Origin of the sequence: Ectopseudomonas khazarica (assembly GCF_017915135.1) — a bacterium.
Lineage (GTDB): Bacteria > Pseudomonadota > Gammaproteobacteria > Pseudomonadales > Pseudomonadaceae > Aquipseudomonas > Aquipseudomonas khazarica.
In genome coordinates this window covers 728,638-748,056 of the sequence record NZ_CP068551.1, presented here as the reverse complement: position 1 = coordinate 748,056, position 19,419 = coordinate 728,638, and the positions used below count along the sequence as shown (strand labels likewise).

The window sequence follows — 19,419 nt, the reverse complement described above, 5'->3', positions numbered from 1 at the left end:
CCTGCGCACGCACCAGTTCGACTCACGCGGTGCTCAATTTGCTTCACTGCACTTCTGCCTTAGACTGCGACGACTTCATGCAAGGACGTATGCCATGCCCCTCCGCTCCAGTCGCCTGTTCCCCGTTGGCCTGCTGGTTCTGACCCTCAGCCCGCTGTTGCAGGCGCAGGACCCGTTGCTCGAAGCCCTCGAGCGTGCCGAACCCACGGGCGCCGAACGCCAGGTACGCGGCGTACTGCGGGCACGCGACCAGGCCGTGCTCTCCAGCGAATTGCCGGGGCGCATCGTCGAGATGCCGTTCGCCGACGGCGAGGCCTTCGCCAAGGGCGATGTACTGGTGCGTTTCGATTGCAGCGCCTACCAGGCCCAGCTCAACGCCGCGCAGGCCGCCGCACGTGCCACCCGTGAGGAACTGAGCCACAAGAAGCAACTGGCGGCGCTGAATTCGGTGGGGCGCTTCGAGGTGGCGCTGGCCGAGGCGCGCCAGGCGCAGGCACAAGCCGAGGCCCAGGTGTATCAGGTGCAGGTCAAGCGCTGCAGCGTCAGTGCCCCATTCGCCGGGCGCGTGGTGCAGCGCCGCGCCCAGCCCCACGAAAGCGTCGCAAACGGTGCGCCGCTGCTGGATGTGGTCGACAACGGCACCCTGGAAATCTATCTGCTGATACCGTCCAGCTGGCTGAGCAGGGTCCAGCCCGGGCAACGCTTCGCCTTCACCCCGGATGAAACCGGCGAGCCGCTCGAGGCCAGGGTGAAACGCCTGGGTGCACGCATCGACGAGGGCAGTCAGACCCTGCTGCTGATCGGCAGCCTGCCCGAGAAGGCGGACGGGCTGCTCTCCGGCATGAGCGGCAGCGCGCGCTTCACGGAGGCGCCATGACCGCCCAGGCGCCTGGGCCAGCCGAGCAGGTATTCGCCCGCTTCCTGGCCCTGCAGCACCAGGCCCGGGCCGCGGCGGACATCGACAGCCTGGCCTATGCGCTGGTCAACGACGCACAGGCACTGTTCGGCTTTCGTCATGCGGCCTTGCTGATCGCGGGCCGGGTGCGCGCACTCACCGCGATCAGCGTCGTCGAAGCGCATTCTCCCTTCGTCGCCTTCGTCGAAGAGGCCACGCGCCAGCTGCTTGCCCAGGGCCGCTCCAGCCAGGCCCAGGTGGTGACCGCCGACTCGCTCAGCGAGCAGACGCGTGGCGACTGGCAGGCGCTCTCCGCAGGCTCGGTGTTCTGGCTGCCCCTGCTCGACCGCAAGCAGGCGCTTTTCGGCGGCTTGTGGATCGCCCGTGAACAGCCGTGGAGCGAGGCCGAACAGGCACTGCTGCTGCAACTGGGTGACTGCTACGCCCATGCCTGGCTCGCCCTGCAACCGCACAAGCCGTGGCACCTGCGCTGGCCACGCCGCCGCATCATCGCCGTGGCGACGGTGGCCTTGCTCCTGCTGCTGCTGCCGATTCGCCAGTCGGTTCTGGCTCCCGCCGAAGTGGTGCCACTCGACGGCCAGGTCATCGCCGCGCCCTTGGACGGCGTGATCGCGACGTTCCAGGTCAAGCCCAACCAGGCGGTCAGCAAGGGTGAGGTGCTGGTGCGCTTCGACGCCACCTCCATCCGCGCCCAGGCCGATGTCGCCGAGCGCAGCCTGCAGGTGGCCGAAGCCGAGCTCAAGGCCAACAGCCAGCGCGCCTTCAGCGATGCCGAGTCCAGCGCGCGCATCGACCTGCTCGCCGCGCGCGCGGCGCAGAAACGTGCCGAGCGCGACTATGCCCGCGAGCTGCTGGCACGCACCGAGGTCAGAGCCGAGCGCGACGGCATTGCCGTGTTCGCCGATGCCCAGCGCTGGGTCGGCAAGCCGGTACAGACGGGCGAGCGCCTGATGGAGATCGCAGACCCCAGGCGCGCCGAGCTGCGCATCGACCTCGCCGTGGCCGACGCGCTGAACTTCCAGCCCGGCGCGGAGGTCGGCCTGTTCCTCGACAGCGACCCGCTGCATCGCCACGACGCCCGGCTGCAACGCCTGGCATACGAGGCGCAGCCACTGAGCAACGGCCAGCTGGCCTACCGCCTGGACGCCGGTTTCGTCGCAGCGCCACCGCGCATCGGCCTGCGTGGCACCGCCAAGCTCTACGGCGAACGCGTGCCGCTGGCGCTGTTCCTGCTGCGCCGCCCGCTGGCAGCGCTGCGCCAGACACTGGGGCTGTGAATGCGCCTGCCAAGCCTGCGTGCCGACCTGCAGCTTTCCAGCTCGGCCCCCGCGCTGGACGGCGCCCCGCAATGGACGCTGGCCGACCCGCTGCGCGGGCGCTACTTCAAGATCGGTGCCGAGGCCATGCGCCTGCTGCGGCACTGGCAGCTGGGCGATCCCGCGCAGGTGCTGCAGGCGGCGAACAATGAGCCCGGCCAGGCGCTGGCGGGCGCCGACCTGGAAAGCATGCTGCGCTTCCTCAGCACCCACGACCTGATCACGGCAGCGGATGCGCAACAGCGCAGCAGCTACGCGAGCAAGGCGGCGCAACAGCGCCAGGGCCTGTGGAAAGGCCTGCTGCACCAGTACCTGTTCTTTCGCATCCCGCTGTGGCGCCCCAACGCCTTTCTCGACCGCACCTGGCCGGTGCTGGAACGCCATGGCCCCGCGCTGCTGCGCCGTGGCCTGCCCATCCTGCTGCTGCTCGGCCTGTTTCTCGTCGCACGCGACTGGGACCGCTTCATCTCCAGCTTCCCGCACCTGTTCAGCCTGGGTGGCGCCATCGCCTTCGGCTGTGCCCTGGCCTTCGCCAAGCTGTGCCATGAGTTCGGTCACGCCTACATGGCCAAGCGCGCGGGCTGTCGGGTACAGAGCATGGGGCTGGCGTTCATGGTGCTGCTGCCCATGTTCTATACCGATGTCAGCGATGCCTGGCGCGTCAACGATCGCCGCTCCCGCCTGCTGATCGGAGCCGGAGGCGTGCTCGCCGAACTGCTGCTGGCCTGCCTCGCCCTGCTGGCCTGGTCCCTGCTGCCGGACGGCCCCCTGCGCACCGCCACCTTCATGCTGGCCAGCGCCACCTGGATCACCACCTTGCTGATCAACCTCAATCCCTTCATGCGCTTCGACGGCTACTTCCTGCTCAGCGACCTGTGGGGCGTCGACAACCTCCAGCAACGGGCCTTCGCCCTCTGTCGCTGGCGCCTGCGTGAAGCCTTGTTCGGCTACGCGGAGCCCGCCCCCGACCCCTGGACGGCGACGATGCGCAGACGCCTGCTGATCTGGGGCTATGGCTCCTGGCTATGGCGCGCCGCCCTGTTTCTCGGCATTGCCCTGGCCGTCTACCACATGTTCTTCAAGCTGCTGGGCATCGTCCTGATGCTGGTGGAGCTGCTCTGGTTCATCGGCCTGCCGATCTGGCGCGAATGGCAGGAATGGTGGCGGCGGCGCGATCAGGCCGCCCCGGGCAAGACCCTGCTCACGGCGGCCGGACTGCTGATGCTGTCGGCCCTGCTGGTGCTGCCATGGCGTACCGCCGTCGACGTGCCGAGCGTGCTCGAGGCCGCCAGCAGCACGGCTCTCTATCCCCCGTTGTCCGCGCGCCTGAAGCAGCTGCATGTCCGCGACGGCCAGGCGGTGCAGCAAGGTGAACTGCTGCTGGAGCTGGAGTCTCCGGACCTCGAGTCGCGCCAGGCCATCGTGCGCCAGGAAATCCAGATACTGCAGCTGCAGCTGCGCCGTCAGGCCGGTCGCAGCGAGACGGTGGGCGACGCTGCCGTGCTCGAACAGCGCCTGGCGACATCGGTCGCCGAGTACCGTGGCCTGGCTGCGCAACGCGAACGTCTGCAGCTGCGCGCACCGGAAAACGGCGTGGTGCGGGACCTGCAGCCGAACCTGGCGCCAGGCCGCTGGCTCAAGTCAGGCGACCCGCTGCTGCGCGTCGTGGCGCCCGGCGTCCGCCTGCGCGGCTACCTGGCCGAAGACGGGCTCTGGCGTGTGCAGCCAGGCAGCGAAGGACGCTTCATCGCCGACGACCCGGCGCGCGCCGCGCTGGCGGTCCGCCTCGATGACGTGGACGACACCGGCGTCGCCTATCTGCAGCTGGAGGCACTGGCCTCCGACCACCACGGCCCCATCGCCGTACGCCGCGACGCCCAGCAGCGGGCGGCCCCCTTGCAGGCGCAGTACGGCGCCCGCCTCAGCCTGCTGGAGGCGGCGGACGAACCCTCGCTGCCCGTACGTGGCGTCGTCGTCCTCGAAGGGACGGGGCAGTCCATACTCGGCGCCACCTGGCGCCGCCTGGCCGCACTGGGCGTCCGCGAAAGCGGCTTCTGATGCCACGGTTGCGCCGCTCACCGCAGGGCTCGCCTGCAGCAGGCGAGCGCTTGCAGAAAAAACCTGCCACCCGTAAGGAAATAGTGGCAAGTCCGTGTCATCGTTCTATATTCATTCAGGGTGCGCACACGCAGTGCGCCCGACAAGCCAACGACTGCGCCTGTTTCATTCATGAACAAGGTGCGCAAGGAAGCTCCACACCGTGTTCACATCTGACGTGCATCTGCGCCCCATCACGGCAACCGACCTGGCGTTTCTGCTCGACCTGTACGCCAGCACCCGCGCGCAGGAGCTCGACCCGCTGCCCTGGAGCCAGGCCGAGAAAGCGGCCTTCCTGCAGCAACAGTTCGATGCCCAGCACCGCCACTACCAGGCCCACTATCGAGGCGCCGAGTTCTCGCTGATCCTTCAGGGTGAGCAACCCATCGGCCGTCTCTACCTGTTTCGCGGGCCCGGCACCCACAACCTGATGGACCTGTCCTTGCTGCCGGCCTGGCGTGGCCGGGGCATCGGCCGCACCCTCCTCGCCGGCCTGGTCGATGAGGCCGACAGGCTGGGAAAAGCGATTCGTCTCTACGTCGAATCCGACAACCCTGCCCGACGCCTGTATGAACATTTCGGTTTCATCGTGACCGGCCAGCACCCGATCTATCTGGAGATGCACCGCACCGCCGCACGGAGTCTGAGCGCATGAACGATGTCCCCAGCCAGGCAGACCTGCAACAGGCCCTGGGCCAGACCTGGCGCCTCAGCTGGGAAGGACATCCCGGTGTCGATGTGCAACTGGTCGAAGTGAGCCAGGGCAAGGCCATGAACCCGCGCCATCAGTGCTACGACGCCATCTTTCGACAGCCCGCCGGGGTCGACCTGCCGCAATTCAGCTATACCTTGCACAGCCCGGGCGAGGCGTCATGGTGGGTCATGCTCACCCCGATCGGCCCGGACGACGACGGGGCCCGCCTGTTGCAGGCCGTTTTCCATACACGGACATCCGCGCCACGGACCTGAGCCATCACGACAACCCGTCGGTCACACCGGCGTCACACAGCAGGGAGCAACAACATGGAACCGTTCCTCGGCGAAATCAAAATGGTCGGCTTCAACTTCGCACCGCGTGGCTATGCGCTGTGTCAGGGCCAGCTGATGCCCATCGCACAGAACACTGCCCTTTTCTCACTGCTCGGCACGCTGTATGGCGGCAATGGCCAGACCACCTTCGGCCTGCCCGACTACCGTGGGCGCAGCCCGGTAGGGATGGGGCACGGGCCAGGCCTGGACGTGATTGTCCAGGGCGAGATGGCCGGCCGCGAAAATGTCACCCTGACCACCGCAGAGCTGCCGATGCACGCGCCAGTCGCGCATTTCACCGGCCAGGCCAGCAACGGCGCCCTGACCATCAGTGCCGCCGTGGCCACCAATCCGACCGCCGCGATGGTGCCACCCACGGCAGGCAACACCACCTACCTCTCCGCCACGACCGCGAAAGCCGGTCCTGCCAGTGTGGTGTTCGCGGGTTTGTTCACCGATACTCCACCCGACTCGACGAAAGCCAACCTGGGCGGGCTCAGCGGGCAGGCCAGCATCACACCGCAGGGAACGGTCACTATCTCGCCCGTCGGTGGCAGCCAGCCGTTCGGTATCCGCAATCCCTTCCTCGGCACCAACTTCGTGATCGCGACCGAAGGGGTCTTCCCGTCGCGAGGCTGAGTCGAGCAAGCACCTGAAGGTCGGCCCGCCCAGGCGGGCCGCCACTTACGTAAAGCAACGCCGGGAGCAGATGATGAAACGCAGAGCCACCGTCACAGCGACACCCCAGGCCCCGGCGGGCCCTGCCTGGCTACTGGCCCTCGAACCGCGCATGATGTTCGACGGGGCGGTTGCCGCCACGGTTGCCGATACGGTCCAGGCCGACCCCACGCCCCAGGCGGACAGTGCCAGCGACAGCCAGGTCGATGACAGTGCCGCTGCCGCGCCAGCCGCCAGCAGCGATCAGCGCCAGGAGATCGTCTTCATCGACGGCAACGTGCAGGACTCTGCACAACTCATCGCCGGCGTCAGCGAAGGTAGCGAGGTCGTCGTACTGGATGGCAGCCAGGATGGGCTTCAGCAGATTGCCGACTATCTGAACGGGCGCTCCGGCATCGATGCGATCTATATCGTCAGCCATGGTTTGTCAGGACAGATCACGCTGGGCAGCCTGACCCTGGATGCCAGCAACCTGCAAGATCACAGCTCCACGCTGGAGGCCATCGGCAGCAAACTGGGTGGGGATGGCGACATCCTGCTCTATGGCTGCGATATCGCCCTAGGCGACAAGGGCCAGTCCTTCATCAGCCAGATTGCCGCCATCACCCAGGCCGACGTTGCAGCGTCCACCGACGCGACCGGCAGCAGCATCAACGCCAGGAACTGGGTGCTGGAGACCTCGACCGGCACCATAGAGGCCGGCATGCCGTTCTCGCTTGCCGCCCAGAACGCGTTTACCGGCCAGTTGTTTTCCGGAACGCTGAATTTTTCCGGTACCGACACGATCCTGGGTACTCCGGTGACCGACGGCCAAGCCCAGTCGAGCGACATTCCTGGCGTGACGATAGAGATCTTTTCCGCCAACTCCGGCAACTCCAATAACGGCGCGGCGTGGAAGTACTACAGCGATCTGTTCACGGATGGGACCGGCAGCCAGGACGAAGGTATCGTCGACGATTCCGGGAATGGCTCGCCCATCGTCGTGATTCGCAGCCAGGACGGGAGCGAGTTCTCGTTCACCGGAATCAAGATCGTCGACTACCTTGGCGCGCACTCTCAGATCAAATTCGAAGCCTTCCAGAACGGTGTCTCCAGAGGCAGCGTCACACTCGCGACCGACAGCGACTACATCTCGGACTTCACCCAGGGCAATGGGCTGACGGCATCGATATTCCAGTACGCAGACGAAATCCGTATCACGGATCCAAATGGTCAACCTCTGTATATCGGCATCGACAATGTGGGTTTCGCGGATGCGGTCGCCCCCAACGCAGCTCCCGCCGTCAGCAACCTCAACGGCGACAGCGTGGCCTGGGGCGGCGCAGGCAATACCGTCCGCCTCGACGTGGGCAACAATGCCAGCCTGGCCGATGCCGAGCTGGATGCGCTGAACGGCGGTAATGGCGACTGGTCCGGCGCCAGCCTGGTGATCCAGCGCAGCGGCACGGCGATAGGCAGCGACGTGCTGGGCTTCGACACCAGCGGCGGCCTGTTCACCGTCAGTGGCAGCAACCTGCAGTCGGGCGGGCTGACCTTCGCCACCTTCACCAACAGCGGTGGCGTGCTGACCATCACCTTCACCAGCAGTGGCACCACGGCCACCTCAGCACTGGTCAACGACGTGGCGCAGCGCATCACCTACCGCAGCGACACGCCCGCCGGCGACGCCACCGTGGCGGTCACGGTGAACGATGGCGCTGGCGGCAACGCCAGTGCCAATGTCACGGTGACCAGCGACACCATCTACGTCACCAATGCCACGGATACCGCGACCATCGACCGCAGCAATGGCGTGAGCTTCAGCGAGGCAGTGGCCATCGCCGCCGCCGACAGCACCGGCAGCCAGACCATCGTCTTCGCCAGCAGCCTGGCCGGGCAGACGCTCAACCTCAATGCCGTGTCGCTCAACGAGAGCCTGACCTTCGACATGGATCAGGCCAGCGGCCTGGTCCTGACTGGCGGTACCCTCAGCCTGGCCGGCGGCACCACCCAGACCTTCACCAACGGCAGCGGCGATACGGCGACCATCTCCAGCGTGGTCGCCGGCATCGGCAGCCTGAACAAGAGCGGTAGCGGCAGCCTGACCCTGACGGCCAACAACACCAGCACGGGCAGCAGCACCGTGTTCGCCGGCACGCTGATCGTGGACGGCAACACCAGCAGCACGACCACCGTGGCAAGCGGTGCCACGCTGGCCGGCAGCGGCTCGCTGGGGGGCAACGTCACCGTGCAGAGCGGCGGCACCCTGTCCCCCGGCAATGGCGGTGCAGGCAGCCTCAACATCAACGGCAACCTCAGCCTGGCCGCAGGCAGCACCCTGGCCCTGGACATCAACGGCACGACGGCGGGTAGCGGCTATGACCGGGTGCTGGTCAATGGCTCGGCCAATCTCTCCGGCGCGACCCTGGCCGTCACTCATGGCTACACGGCTGGCAGTGGCGACCGCTACACGGTGATCGTCAACGACGGTGGCGATGCGATTACCGGTACCTTCACCGGCATCAGCGAGGGCGGCACGATCACGGCGGGCGGCAACGGCACCGAACTGACCACCAGCTATGCCGGCGGCACCGGCAATGACCTGACCCTGACCGCACCTGCCGCACCGGTGGTCACCAACATCACCTCCAGCACGGCCAACGGCACCTACAAGATCGGCGACGTCATCACCGTGACCGTACAGTTCGACACCTCGGTCAACGTGACCGGCACGCCGACCCTGACCCTGGAAACCGGTGCCACCGATCGCATACTCAACTACGTGTCCGGTTCAGGCACCGACACCCTGAGCTTCAGCTACACCGTACAGGCCGGAGACATCTCCGCCGACCTCGATTACGCCTCCACCTCGGCCCTCAGCCTCAACGGCGGCACCATTCAGGACGGCACCAGCCAGTCGGCCATCCTCACCCTGCCGACCCCAGGCGCCGCAGGTTCCCTGGGCGCGAACAAGGCCCTGGTGGTCGATGGCGTGCGCCCTGCGGCGAGCAGCATCACCCTCAGCGACACGGCCCTGCGGATCGGCGAGACGGCGACCGTCACCGTGACGTTCAATGAGGTAGTCACCAATTTGACCATTGCCGACTTCAGCGTCGCCAACGGCACGCTGAGTGGCCTCAGCAGCAGTGACGGCGGGATCACCTGGACCGCCACATTCACCCCCGGCAGCAATGTCAGCGATGCTTCCAACCTCATCACCCTGGACAACGCCGGAGTGAACGACCTGGCAGGCAACAGCGGCAGTGGCAGCACCGACTCGGGCAACTACGCCATCGACACCCAGCGCCCCAGCGCCACCGTGGTGGTGGCGGACAGCACGCTCGGGGCCGGCCAGAGCACCACCGTCACCATCACCTTCAACGAGGCGGTCAGCGGTTTGACCACGGCGGACTTCAGCGTCGCCAACGGCGCGCTGAGCAACCTCGCCAGCGTCGACGGCGGGATCACCTGGACCGCCACCCTGACACCGAGCGCCAACGTCACCGCCGCCGGCAACCTCATCACCCTGGACAACACCGGCTACACCGATGCGGCCGGCAACACCGGCTCCGGCAGCACCGACTCGAACAGCTACAGCATCGATACCCAGCGCCCGAGCGCCACCCTGGTGGTGGCCGACAGCACGCTCAGGGCCGGCCAGAGCACCACCGTCACCATCACCTTCAGCGAAGCGGTGAGCGGCCTGACCACGGCGGACTTCAGCGTGGCCAACGGCGCGCTGAGCAACCTCGCCAGCAGCGACGGCGGTATCACCTGGACCGCCACCCTGACCCCCAATGCCAACGTCACCGACACCAGCAACGTCATCACCCTGGACAACACCGGCTACACCGACGCGGCTGGCAACAGCGGCACCAGCAGCACCGACTCCAACAACTACGCCATCGACAGCAAGGCTCCGGCCGTCACCAGCGTCGGCGTGCCCGCCAACGGCACCTACCTGGCCGGCGACAACCTCGACTTCACGGTGAACTTCGACGAGGCCGTGACCGTCGACACCAGTGGCGGTACACCGCGCCTGGCGATCACGCTGGATGACGGCGGCGTCGTCTACGCCAGCTACCTCAGCGGTTCGGGCAGCAGCGCACTGGTGTTCCGCCTGACCGTTGCCAACGGCCAGCAGGACTCCGACGGCATCACCGTTGCCGGCGGCCTGGACGCCAACGGCGCGACCTTGCGCGATGGCGCCGGCAACGATGCGCAGACGACTCTGAACAGCGTGGGCGCCACCAGCGGTGTGCTGGTCGATGCGGCGCCGCCGCAGGTATCCGATATCGCCCTGGATGATCCCTCGCCAACCAGCGCCAGCAGCCTGAACTTCACCGTCAGTTTCAACGAGGCGGTCAGCGGCGTCGATCTGGGCGACTTCGCTCTGACCACCAGCGGCAGTGCCAGCGGCACCCTGCTGTCCCTGGTGCAGCTGGATGCCCGCACCTACCGCGTCACCGTCGGCGGTGTCAGCGGTCAGGGCACGCTCGGCTTGTCACTGGCGGCGGCAGGCAGCGGCATCGTCGACGGCATCGGCAACGCCCTGCAAAGTGACTTCAGCAGCCCCGGTTATACCCTCGCCGACCCTACGCCCAACGTGCTCGGTGTGCACGCCAGCTCGCCCAACGGCACCTACAAGGTCGGCGATAGCATCACCCTTACCGTCACGTTCGACCAGGCGGTCATCGTCGACACCGCAGGCGGAGCGCCCAGCCTGCTTCTGGAAACCGGCACAGTGGACCGCAGCGCGGTGTTCATCTCCGGCTCCGGCAGCAACACCCTGACCTTTCTCTACACCGTGCAGAGCGGCGATGTCAGCGCCGACCTGAACTACCACTCCAGCAGTGCGCTGAGCCTCAACGGCAGCATCATCCGCAACGCCGCCAACAGCGCCGCCAACCTGGGCCTGCCGGGCACCGGCAGTGGCAACTCCCTGGCCGCCCAGCACAACCTGGTGATCGACGGCATCGCCCCGCAGGTCAGCAGCGTCACCGTGCCAGTAGGCGTGCAGTACAACGCCGGCGATACCCTGAGCTTCGTGGTCAACACCAGCGAGGCGGTGACGGTCGATGGCATTCCGCGTCTGGCTCTGGACATCGGCGGTACCACGGTGTTCGCCAACTACGTGGCCGGCACTGGCAGTACCGCGCTAGTGTTCCAGTACACCGTGCAGGCCGGTTTCAACGACGCCGACGGCATAGCCGTCAGCGGCCTGCTGAGCAACGGCGGCACCCTGCGCGACAGCGCCGGCAATGCGCTGAACCTGAGCCTGAACAACGTGGGCGACACCAGCAACGTGATCGTCGACACCAGCGCCCCCAGGGCCAACGCCATCGTCACCACCGACCCGTCACCGACCGACGCCAGCAGCGTGCGCTACACCGTGGTGTTTAGCGAGGCGGTCAGCGGCGTCGACCTTGGAGACTTCAGCCTGGTGGCTACCGGCAACGCCAGCGGTACCCTGAGCGGTCTGACCCAGCTCGATGGCCAGACCTATCAGATCACCGTCAGCGACGTGGCTGGCAGCGGCACGCTGACCCTATCGCTCAACGCCAGCGGCACCGGTATCCGCGACAGTGCGGGCAACGACCTGGCTGGCGGCCTGCAGGGCCAGAGCTATAGCCTGGTGCGCAACGAGGGCGACCCGGAGTTTCGCGTCGACCCTCCCGCAGCCCAGCTGGGCACGAGCAGCTCGTTGCCCATGCCAAGCATGCCGGTTGTCAGCAGCCCGTCGGCGTCGCCGCTGCTGCCACCGCCATTGTTCGAGCAACCGACGCTGGGCAGTGGCGTTCCCACTGTGGGCACCATCTTCCTCAACCCCAACGTCCTGGCTCCCAGCTTCATCGCGCAGGTCTTCGCCAGCAGCGACAGCGGTGCCGGCAATGGCAGCGGTATCGGCTTCCTCGGCTTCGGTGGCGGCGACGGAGGGGTGTTCGGCAGCAGCAGCCTCTCCGGCATCTTTACCAAGGATGTGCAGCAGGAGAGCCAAAAGCTGGAGGTTTTCGATGGCAAGAAATGGGGAGCCGGGGGTGGCGGCTTCCTCTCGGCCCCGACGCTGGGCCAGCAATTGCAGGCGCTGAACGAAGGTGAGCAACGCCAGCACCAGGAACTGGCCCAGGCCCTGCAACAGATCGCAGCGGCCCAGGCACAGATCTGATCGACCGATAACAACGAGAAAGCAGTGAGTCGGAGCCGTGACAAGGGGGCGGCCCAAGGATGAAAAAGAGCCAAACACTAGGGGTAGTGAGCATGCTGGCGCTGGCCATCAGTGGCTGCGCGGTGACCAGCCAGCCCATCGAGCGCAGCGTCAGCGAGCAACGGGCGCAGAGCGACCTGCAGGCGATGTTCGCCGACCAGGAGCCGCTCAACGGCCCGCTGACCCTGCACGAGGCCATGGCGCGTGCGGTGAAGTACAACCTCGAGGCGCGCCTCAAGGTGATGGAAGAGGCCATGGCCCAACGCCAGGTCGATCTCGCCACCTTCGACATGCTGCCGCGCATGGCGCTGTCGGCGGGTTATGCAGGGCGCAACAACGTCAGCGCGTCGAGCAGCCAGAGCATCGAAACCGGCACCCAGTCGCTCGAACCCTCCACCTCGCAGGATCGCGACCGCGGCGTGGCCGACCTGACCATGGTGTGGAACGTGCTCGACTTCGGTGTCAGCTACGTCAGCGCCAAGCAGCAGGGCGACCAGCGCCTGATCGTGCAGGAGCGTCGGCGCAAGGTGGTGCACACCATCATTCAGGACGTGCGCTCCGCCTACTGGCGCGCCGTCGCCGCCGATCGCCTGCTCAGCCAGATCGACAGCCTCATGACACGCGTGGCCGAGGCCCGGGACAACAGCCAGCGCCTGAGTGAACAGCGCATCGGCGACCCGATCCAGGCCCTGAGCTATCAGCGCGCCCTGATCGAGGCCACTCGCCAGCTGGAGGAACAACGCCGCGCCCTGTCACTGGCCAAGACCGAGCTGGCGACGCTGATCAACCTGCCCCTGGGCACCCAGGTCGAACTGGCGCCCGAGACCGGCTACCAGGTCCCGGAGCTGAAGGTGGAACTGGGCACGCTGGAACAGGAGGCCCTGGCCAGCCGCCCCGAACTGCGCGAGCAGGACTACCAGGCGCGCATCAGCGCCGCCGAGACACGCAAGGCCATGCTGCGCCTGCTACCGGGCCTGGAGTTCTCGGCCGGCGGCCACTACGACAGCAACTCGTTCCTGGTCAACCAGAGCTGGGCGGACTACGGCGTGAAGGTCACCTGGAACCTGTTCAACGTCCTCTCGGCACCGGCCGCCATCGATGTCGCCAAGGCGGGCCAGGAGGTCGCCGACGCCCGCCGCCAGGCCATGTCGATGGCGATTCTCGCCCAGCTGCACGTGGCCAACGCCAACTTCCGCGAAGCGCAGCGCCAGTTCCGCACCAGCCAGCAGCTGGCCGGGCTGGACGGCCAGATCGTCGAGCAACTGCGCAACCGCTACAAGGCGCAGGGCATCGGTGAACTGGAGCTGATCCAGGGCGAACTGAACACGCTGCAGGCGGACCTGCGCCGCGACCTGGCCTACGCGGAGCTGCGCAACAGCTACGGCCAGCTGTTCGCCAGCGTCGGTCTCGACCCGCTGCCGGAGACCATCGCCGCCGACAGCGTCGAGGCCATCGCAGCCGCGCTCGCCAGCCGCGAAGCGCAGTGGCAGGCAGGCCAGCTGTAAGGCGCTCGGCCCGCGCCGTCGCGGCGCGCTGCAGTCCGCGCCAGGCTGCGGGCGGACAGAAAAACGCCAGCTCGAGGCTGGCGTTTTCATTCAGCGTGGCGCGACGGGCCTGGGCTTCTTCTTGCCACCACCGCTCGCTTTGCCACCTTTCTTCTGCTCCTGCATCTTGGCGAAGGCAGCCGCCTTGGCCTGCTCGCGCTTGTCCCAGGGCTTGGCACCGTCGCTGCCACGGGGTGGCAGGCCGTTGTGCTGGGTGAGGATCTTGCCACCGGCGCCGGCCTTCTTGCTGCCCACGGGCGTGGAGTTCTTGCGCCGCGCGCTCTGGTAGCTGCCGTCACCCACAGGCTGGGTAGCGGGGATCAGCTGGTGCTTGGCCGGGCCGATCAGGTCGGCACGGCCCATGCGCTGCAGTGCTTCGCGCAGCAGTGGCCAGCCCTTCGGGTCGTGGTAGCGCAGGAAGGCCTTGTGCAGGCGACGCTGCTGCTCGCTCTTGACGATCTCGACGCCGTCGCTCTTGTAGGTGACCTTGCGCAGCGGGTTCTTGCCCGAGTGATACATGGCCGTGGCCGTGGCCATTGGCGAGGGATAGAACGCCTGCACCTGGTCGGCGCGGAAACCGTTGCGCTTGAGCCACAGGGCGAGGTTCATCATGTCCTCGTCGGTGGTCCCCGGGTGCGCCGCGATGAAGTACGGGATCAGGTACTGCTCCTTGCCCGCTTCCTTCGAGAACTTCTCGAACATCTGCTTGAAGCGGTCATAGCTGCCGATGCCCGGCTTCATCATCTTGTCCAGCGGGCCGCGCTCGGTGTGCTCCGGGGCGATCTTCAGGTAACCGCCGACGTGATGGGTGACCAGCTCCTTGACGTATTCCGGCGACTCGACGGCCAGGTCGTAGCGCAGGCCGGAGGCGATCAGGATCTTCTTCACGCCGGGCAGCGCACGTGCCTTGCGGTACAGCTCGATCAGCGACGAGTGGTCGGTGTTGAGGTTCTCGCAGATACCCGGGAACACGCACGACGGCTTGCGGCAGTGACGCTCGATCTCCGGGTCCTTGCAGGCGATGCGGTACATGTTGGCGGTAGGGCCGCCCAGGTCGGAAACGACCCCGGTAAAGCCCGGCACCTTGTCGCGCATCTCTTCGATCTCGCGGATGATCGAGTCGTGCGAACGGTTCTGGATGATGCGGCCTTCGTGCTCGGTGATCGAGCAGAAGGTGCAGCCGCCGAAGCAGCCACGCATGATGTTCACCGAGAAACGGATCATCTCGTACGCCGGGATGCGCTCGCCGCCGTACGCTGGATGCGGCACCCGGGCGTAGGGCATGCCGAACACGTAGTCCATTTCCTCGGTGCTCATGGGGATGGGTGGCGGGTTGAACCACACGTCCACCTCGCCATGCCTCTGCACCAGCGCACGGGCGTTGCCGGGGTTGGTCTCCAGGTGCAGCACACGGTTGGCGTGGGCGTAGAGCACCGGGTCGTTACGCACCTTCTCGAACGACGGCAGGCGGATCACCGTCTTGTCGCGGGTCATGCGCGGGCTTTCGAGAATCTGCACCACCTTGGCTTCGTTGGGGTCTTCGACCTCGCCACCCTTGCCCTGCTCGATGGCGCAGGCCTCGGTGTCCTGCGTATTGACGTAGGGGTTGATGATCTTGTCGACACGGCCCGGACGGTCGATGCGCGTGGAGTCCACCTCGAACCAGCCCTGCGGGGTATCGCGCCGAATGAAGGCGGTGCCGCGCACGTCGCTGATGCTCTCGATCGACTCGCCGCGCGACAGGCGCTGGGCCACCTCGACCACGGCGCGCTCGGCGTTGCCGTAGAGCAGGATGTCGGCGGTGGCGTCCATCAGGATCGAACGGCGCACCTTGTCCTGCCAGTAGTCGTAGTGGGCGATGCGGCGCAGCGAGGCCTCGATGCCGCCGAGAATCACCGGCACGTGGCTGTAGGCCTCCTTGCAGCGCTGGCTGTAGACCAGGCTGGCGCGATCCGGGCGCTTGCCGGCCAGACCGCCAGGGGTATAGGCGTCGTCGGAGCGAATCTTCTTGTCGGCGGTGTAGCGGTTGATCATCGAATCCATGTTGCCGGCGGCGACGCCGAAGAACAGGTTCGGCTCGCCGAGCTTCATGAAGTCGTCTTTGCTGCGCCAGTCCGGCTGGCTGATGATGCCGACGCGAAAGCCCTGGGCCTCCAGCAGGCGGCCGATGATGGCCATGCCGAACGAGGGATGATCGACGTAGGCATCACCGGTAACGATGATGATGTCGCAACTGTCCCAGCCGAGCTGATCCATTTCTTCCCGGCTCATCGGCAGGAACGGCGCTGGCCCGAAACACTCGGCCCAGTACTTGGGATAGTCGAACAGCGGCTTGGCGGCTTGCATATTTTTTGATCAGCGGGCTATCACGAGGGGCGCGGATCATAGCACAAATTTTGACCAAACCAGACTAATTCACTGGGTTTAATCACTCGACAGCAGCCTCCCACGCCACTGCAACTTGAGGAAAACCTGGCATTTTCCTGCGATAGCGCCCGGCCATATTTGTTTTCGATCAATAACGTTCCTGTGCATATACTCAAAACACTCGAACACCGCCTATCAGGATGCCTATGCTGCAGCGTTTAGTCTTATCGCTCGCTCTCTTGCTGTGGCTGGCCTCCACCAGCCAGGCGGCCCCCGTCATCACCCTGAGCGCGACCAGCAGCGGCTCGGCGCTCAACGCCGACGTCGAGCTGCTGGAGGATTCGCACGGCACGCTGAGCATCGGCGACATCACCTCAGCCACACAGCAATCGCGCTTTCAGGCGGCCAACGGGCGGGCCAGCGTGGGCCAGAGCCTGAATCCCTGGTGGATCAAACTCAGCCTGCAACGCGACAGCAGCGCGCCGACGGACTGGGTGCTGGAAGTCGGCTCGGTCACCCAGCTCGATCTGCAGCTCTACCTGCCCGATGGCCAGGGTGGCTGGCAGATGCGCCAGGCGGGAGAACGCGTGGCTTTCAGCGAGAGCCGCGACCTCGCATACCGGCGCATGGTGTTCGACCTGCCGGCGCTGGGCGAACAGCCGCTGACCCTGTACCTGCGTGCGTTCGACCCGGCCGGCAACTCCTTTCCGTTGCGCATCTGGCAGAGCGACGACCTCAAGCAACTGGCGATCCGCGAGAACCTCGGGCTGGGCGTCATCTACGGCGTGGTCTTCGCCCTGCTGCTGTACAACCTGTTCATTCTCATCTCGCTGCGTGACAAGGCCTACTTCTGGTACGTGCTGACCACGGCCTTCGCCCTGCTGTTCATCATCAGCATGACCGGCCATGGCGCGCAGTACCTGTGGCCGAATCACCCCGTTCCGGTCTGGCTCGACCGCATCACCCTGCCGTCGCTGTGGGGCCTGTTCGCCAGCCGTTTCACCCAGACGCTGCTGCAGACCAAGCTCTACGTCCGCTGGGCCCATCACCTGCTGAACATGGCCTGCGTGATCTACCTGATCGCCATCGGCCTGACCCTGTTCGAGCAGCGCTACCTGGCCGCCTGGGCCATCGCCCTGCTGTCGCTGACCAGCATTCCCGCCGCGCTGGGCAGCGCCGTGATCCGCTGGCGCCAGGGCTTCTTCCCGGCGCAGCTGTACCTCTATGGCTACGGCCTGGTGCTGGGCAGCGTCGCCATTCTGCTGCTGCGTACCACCGGCGTGCTGCAACCGGCCGAGTGGAACGCCTATGTGTTCCCCCTGGCCGTCGCGGCCGAGTCGATCCTGTTCTCCTTCGCCCTGGCCTATCGCATCCAGATCCTCAAGCAGGAGCGCGCCGACGCCCTGCAGCAGGCGGACCGCGAAAAGACTGCGCGCCTGGCGCAACTGCAGGCCAGCGCGGACGAGCTGCAGGCGGCGGTGACCGCACGCACCGCCGAGCTGGCCGCGGCCAACGACCAGCTCCGCGAGCGCGAGCACGAGCTGCAGCACGCCGCCTTCCACGACCCGCTGACCGAACTGCCCAACCGCCGCTACCTGGTCGAGCGCTGCGAGTCGGCCCTGGCGCATGCCGAGCGCCACCAGGAGAGCGTGGCGCTGCTGCTGATCGACCTGGACCACTTCAAGCCGATCAACGACCGCTTCGGCCACGCCGCCGGCGACCTGATGCTGCAGGTCATCGCCAAGCGGCTGCGCGAGCACGTGCGCGCCGGCGACGCCGTCTCGCGCCTGGGGGGAGACGAGTTCGCGGCGCTGATCTGTGGCAGCGATGCGGAAAACCAGGCCCGGGAAATCGCCGCACGCCTGGTCAGCGAGCTGTCCGTACCGGTGCACTATGGTGCCGAGCGCCTGCGCGTCACGGTCAGCATCGGCGCCGCGCTGTACCCCTGCCATGCACAGAGCTTCACCGGCCTGTACAAGGCTGCGGACGCCGCGCTCTACCGCGTCAAGGAGCTGGGCCGTTCAGGCTCGCGGATACATGGCGACGATGGCGAACTCAGCGAACAGGCCTGCCTGCAGCTGGATGTGCTCAAGGTGCCGAGCGGGCTGGCCTGATCAGCCGATGTAGCGGCGCGGCACGCGAGCCGTGACCTTGGTCAGCAGCTCGTAGCCGATGGTGCCGCAGGCGATCGCGACCTCGTCCACCGGCAGGTTGCTGCCCCACAGCTCCACCGGCGAATCGATGCCTGCCTCGGGCACGTCGGTGACGTCCACCGCCAGCATGTCCATCGACACCCGCCCCGCCAGCATCGCCAGCTGACCCTCGACCAGCACCGGCGTGCCGCTGGGGGCGTGGCGAGGATAGCCGTCGGCGTAACCGCAACTGACGGTGGCGATACGCGAGTCGCGCTCGGCGACCCAGGCAGCGCCATAACCGACAGACTCGCCAGCCGCCACCTCATGCACGGCGATGACCCGCGCAGCCAGGGTCATCGCCGGCTTCAGGGCCAGCTCACTGGCGCTGAGATCGGCGAACGGCGTCGCGCCATAAAGCATGATGCCGGGGCGCAACCAGTCCATGTGCGCGGCGGGAATGGTCAGCACGGCGGCCGAGTTGGCCAGCGAGCGATGCGTGAAGTCCAGATCCAGCAGGCCGAGGAAGCATTCGACCTGCTGCTCGGTGAGCGGGTGGCCGCGCTCGTCGGCACAGGCGAAATGGCTGAGCAGATTGAGCTCGGCGACCTGCGGGGCATCCGCCAGGCGCGCATGCCACTGGCGCAGTTCGGCAGCGTCGAAGCCCAGGCGGTGCATGCCGGAATCCAGCTTCAGCCAGACGTTCAGCGGGCGCGGCAGCTCACTGCCCAGCAGAGCCTCGGCCTGCGCCGCGCTCTGCAGCACCAGGTCGAAGCCGAGCTGAGCGGCGATGGCATATTCGCCGGCCTCGAAGCAGCCCTCCAGCAACAGGATGCGCGCCTCGTCGTGCATGGCGCGCACTTCCGCAGCCTCCTCCAGGCTGGCCACCGCGAAACCGTCGGCGATGTCGCGCAGCGCCGTCACCACCTCGCGCACGCCATGCCCGTAGGCATTGGCCTTGACCACCGCGAACGCCTGGCGGCCCGGCGCGCAGCGCTTGGCAAGGCTGTAGTTGTGGACGATGGCGGAGAGGTCGACGATGGCAGCAAGCGGACGCATGGCAGAGGGCCTGAACGAAAAACGGGTGCCCATCTTAACCCTTGGGCACCCGTTTTCATTGATCTGCGCCAGACCATCGTTGCCGTGAGCGCTGAGG

At 66.7% G+C, this 19,419-nt stretch carries 11 protein-coding genes; 9 read left to right on the top strand and 2 right to left on the bottom strand.

Annotation, left to right across the window (positions count from 1 at the left end):
* Window positions 1-94: 94 nt before the first annotated feature.
* The 8 genes from JLK41_RS03375 to JLK41_RS03340 all read left to right on the top strand — a co-directional run bounded on the left by JLK41_RS03375 (window position 95) and on the right by JLK41_RS03340 (window position 13,725).
* Complete coding sequence (locus JLK41_RS03375; protein ID WP_037052437.1) at window positions 95-877, top strand: efflux RND transporter periplasmic adaptor subunit; 783 nt, start codon at window positions 95-97, stop codon at window positions 875-877.
* On the top strand, window positions 874-2,193 hold the full coding sequence (locus tag JLK41_RS03370) for an efflux RND transporter periplasmic adaptor subunit (protein WP_210390337.1): 1,320 nt from the start codon (window positions 874-876) through the stop codon (window positions 2,191-2,193). The genes JLK41_RS03375 and JLK41_RS03370 overlap by 4 nt, the downstream gene beginning before the upstream one ends.
* Window positions 2,194-4,290: a site-2 protease family protein gene (locus JLK41_RS03365; RefSeq protein ID WP_210390336.1), complete on the top strand. Its 2,097-nt coding sequence runs from the start codon at window positions 2,194-2,196 to the stop codon at window positions 4,288-4,290.
* A 202-nt stretch (window positions 4,291-4,492) separates the two neighbouring features.
* Complete coding sequence (locus JLK41_RS03360) at window positions 4,493-4,984, top strand: GNAT family N-acetyltransferase (protein WP_210390335.1); 492 nt, start codon at window positions 4,493-4,495, stop codon at window positions 4,982-4,984.
* Window positions 4,981-5,298 carry a DUF6916 family protein gene (locus tag JLK41_RS03355; protein WP_037052431.1) on the top strand — a complete coding sequence of 106 codons (318 nt, stop codon included), beginning with the start codon at window positions 4,981-4,983 and terminating at the stop codon, window positions 5,296-5,298. The genes JLK41_RS03360 and JLK41_RS03355 overlap by 4 nt, the downstream gene beginning before the upstream one ends.
* A gap of 54 nt (window positions 5,299-5,352) precedes the next feature.
* The gene (locus JLK41_RS03350) at window positions 5,353-5,997 is read left to right on the top strand and encodes a phage tail protein (protein WP_210390334.1); all 645 of its coding nucleotides are present in this window, start codon (window positions 5,353-5,355) and stop codon (window positions 5,995-5,997) included.
* A gap of 73 nt (window positions 5,998-6,070) precedes the next feature.
* Complete coding sequence (locus JLK41_RS03345) at window positions 6,071-12,181, top strand: Ig-like domain-containing protein (protein ID WP_244976473.1); 6,111 nt, start codon at window positions 6,071-6,073, stop codon at window positions 12,179-12,181.
* Window positions 12,182-12,240: 59 nt separating this feature from the next.
* Window positions 12,241-13,725: a TolC family protein gene (locus JLK41_RS03340; protein WP_037052422.1), complete on the top strand. Its 1,485-nt coding sequence runs from the start codon at window positions 12,241-12,243 to the stop codon at window positions 13,723-13,725.
* Between the two features lie 90 nt (window positions 13,726-13,815).
* Here JLK41_RS03340 and JLK41_RS03335 read toward each other — a convergent pair whose 3' ends face one another.
* A complete protein-coding gene (locus JLK41_RS03335) occupies window positions 13,816-16,110 on the bottom strand; it encodes a YgiQ family radical SAM protein (protein WP_037052419.1) in 2,295 nt (764 codons plus the stop codon).
* A 227-nt stretch (window positions 16,111-16,337) separates the two neighbouring features.
* Between JLK41_RS03335 and JLK41_RS03330 the strand changes: the two genes are divergently transcribed.
* Window positions 16,338-18,245 (top strand): diguanylate cyclase, encoded by a 1,908-nt coding sequence (locus JLK41_RS03330; protein ID WP_210390333.1) that lies wholly within the window; start codon window positions 16,338-16,340, stop codon window positions 18,243-18,245.
* Here JLK41_RS03330 and alr read toward each other — a convergent pair whose 3' ends face one another.
* Window positions 18,246-19,322 (bottom strand): alanine racemase, encoded by a 1,077-nt coding sequence (gene alr, locus JLK41_RS03325; RefSeq protein WP_037052661.1) that lies wholly within the window; start codon window positions 19,320-19,322, stop codon window positions 18,246-18,248. It abuts the gene before it with no gap.
* Between the last annotated feature and the right edge of the window lie 97 nt (window positions 19,323-19,419).

Bases quoted from the DNA above. Each gene is read 5' to 3' on its own strand.
- JLK41_RS03375 (WP_037052437.1), top strand. From the start codon at position 95: ATGCCCCTCCGCTCCAGTCGCCTGTTCCCCGTTGGCCTGCTGGTTCTG.
- JLK41_RS03370 (WP_210390337.1), top strand. From the start codon at position 874: ATGACCGCCCAGGCGCCTGGGCCAGCCGAGCAGGTATTCGCCCGCTTC.
- JLK41_RS03365 (WP_210390336.1), top strand. From the start codon at position 2,194: ATGCGCCTGCCAAGCCTGCGTGCCGACCTGCAGCTTTCCAGCTCGGCC.
- JLK41_RS03355 (WP_037052431.1), top strand. From the start codon at position 4,981: ATGAACGATGTCCCCAGCCAGGCAGACCTGCAACAGGCCCTGGGCCAG.
- JLK41_RS03350 (WP_210390334.1), top strand. From the start codon at position 5,353: ATGGAACCGTTCCTCGGCGAAATCAAAATGGTCGGCTTCAACTTCGCA.
- JLK41_RS03345 (WP_244976473.1), top strand. From the start codon at position 6,071: ATGAAACGCAGAGCCACCGTCACAGCGACACCCCAGGCCCCGGCGGGC.
- JLK41_RS03340 (WP_037052422.1), top strand. From the start codon at position 12,241: ATGAAAAAGAGCCAAACACTAGGGGTAGTGAGCATGCTGGCGCTGGCC.
- JLK41_RS03335 (WP_037052419.1), bottom strand. From the start codon at position 16,110: ATGCAAGCCGCCAAGCCGCTGTTCGACTATCCCAAGTACTGGGCCGAG.
- JLK41_RS03330 (WP_210390333.1), top strand. From the start codon at position 16,338: ATGCTGCAGCGTTTAGTCTTATCGCTCGCTCTCTTGCTGTGGCTGGCC.
- alr (WP_037052661.1), bottom strand. From the start codon at position 19,322: ATGCGTCCGCTTGCTGCCATCGTCGACCTCTCCGCCATCGTCCACAAC.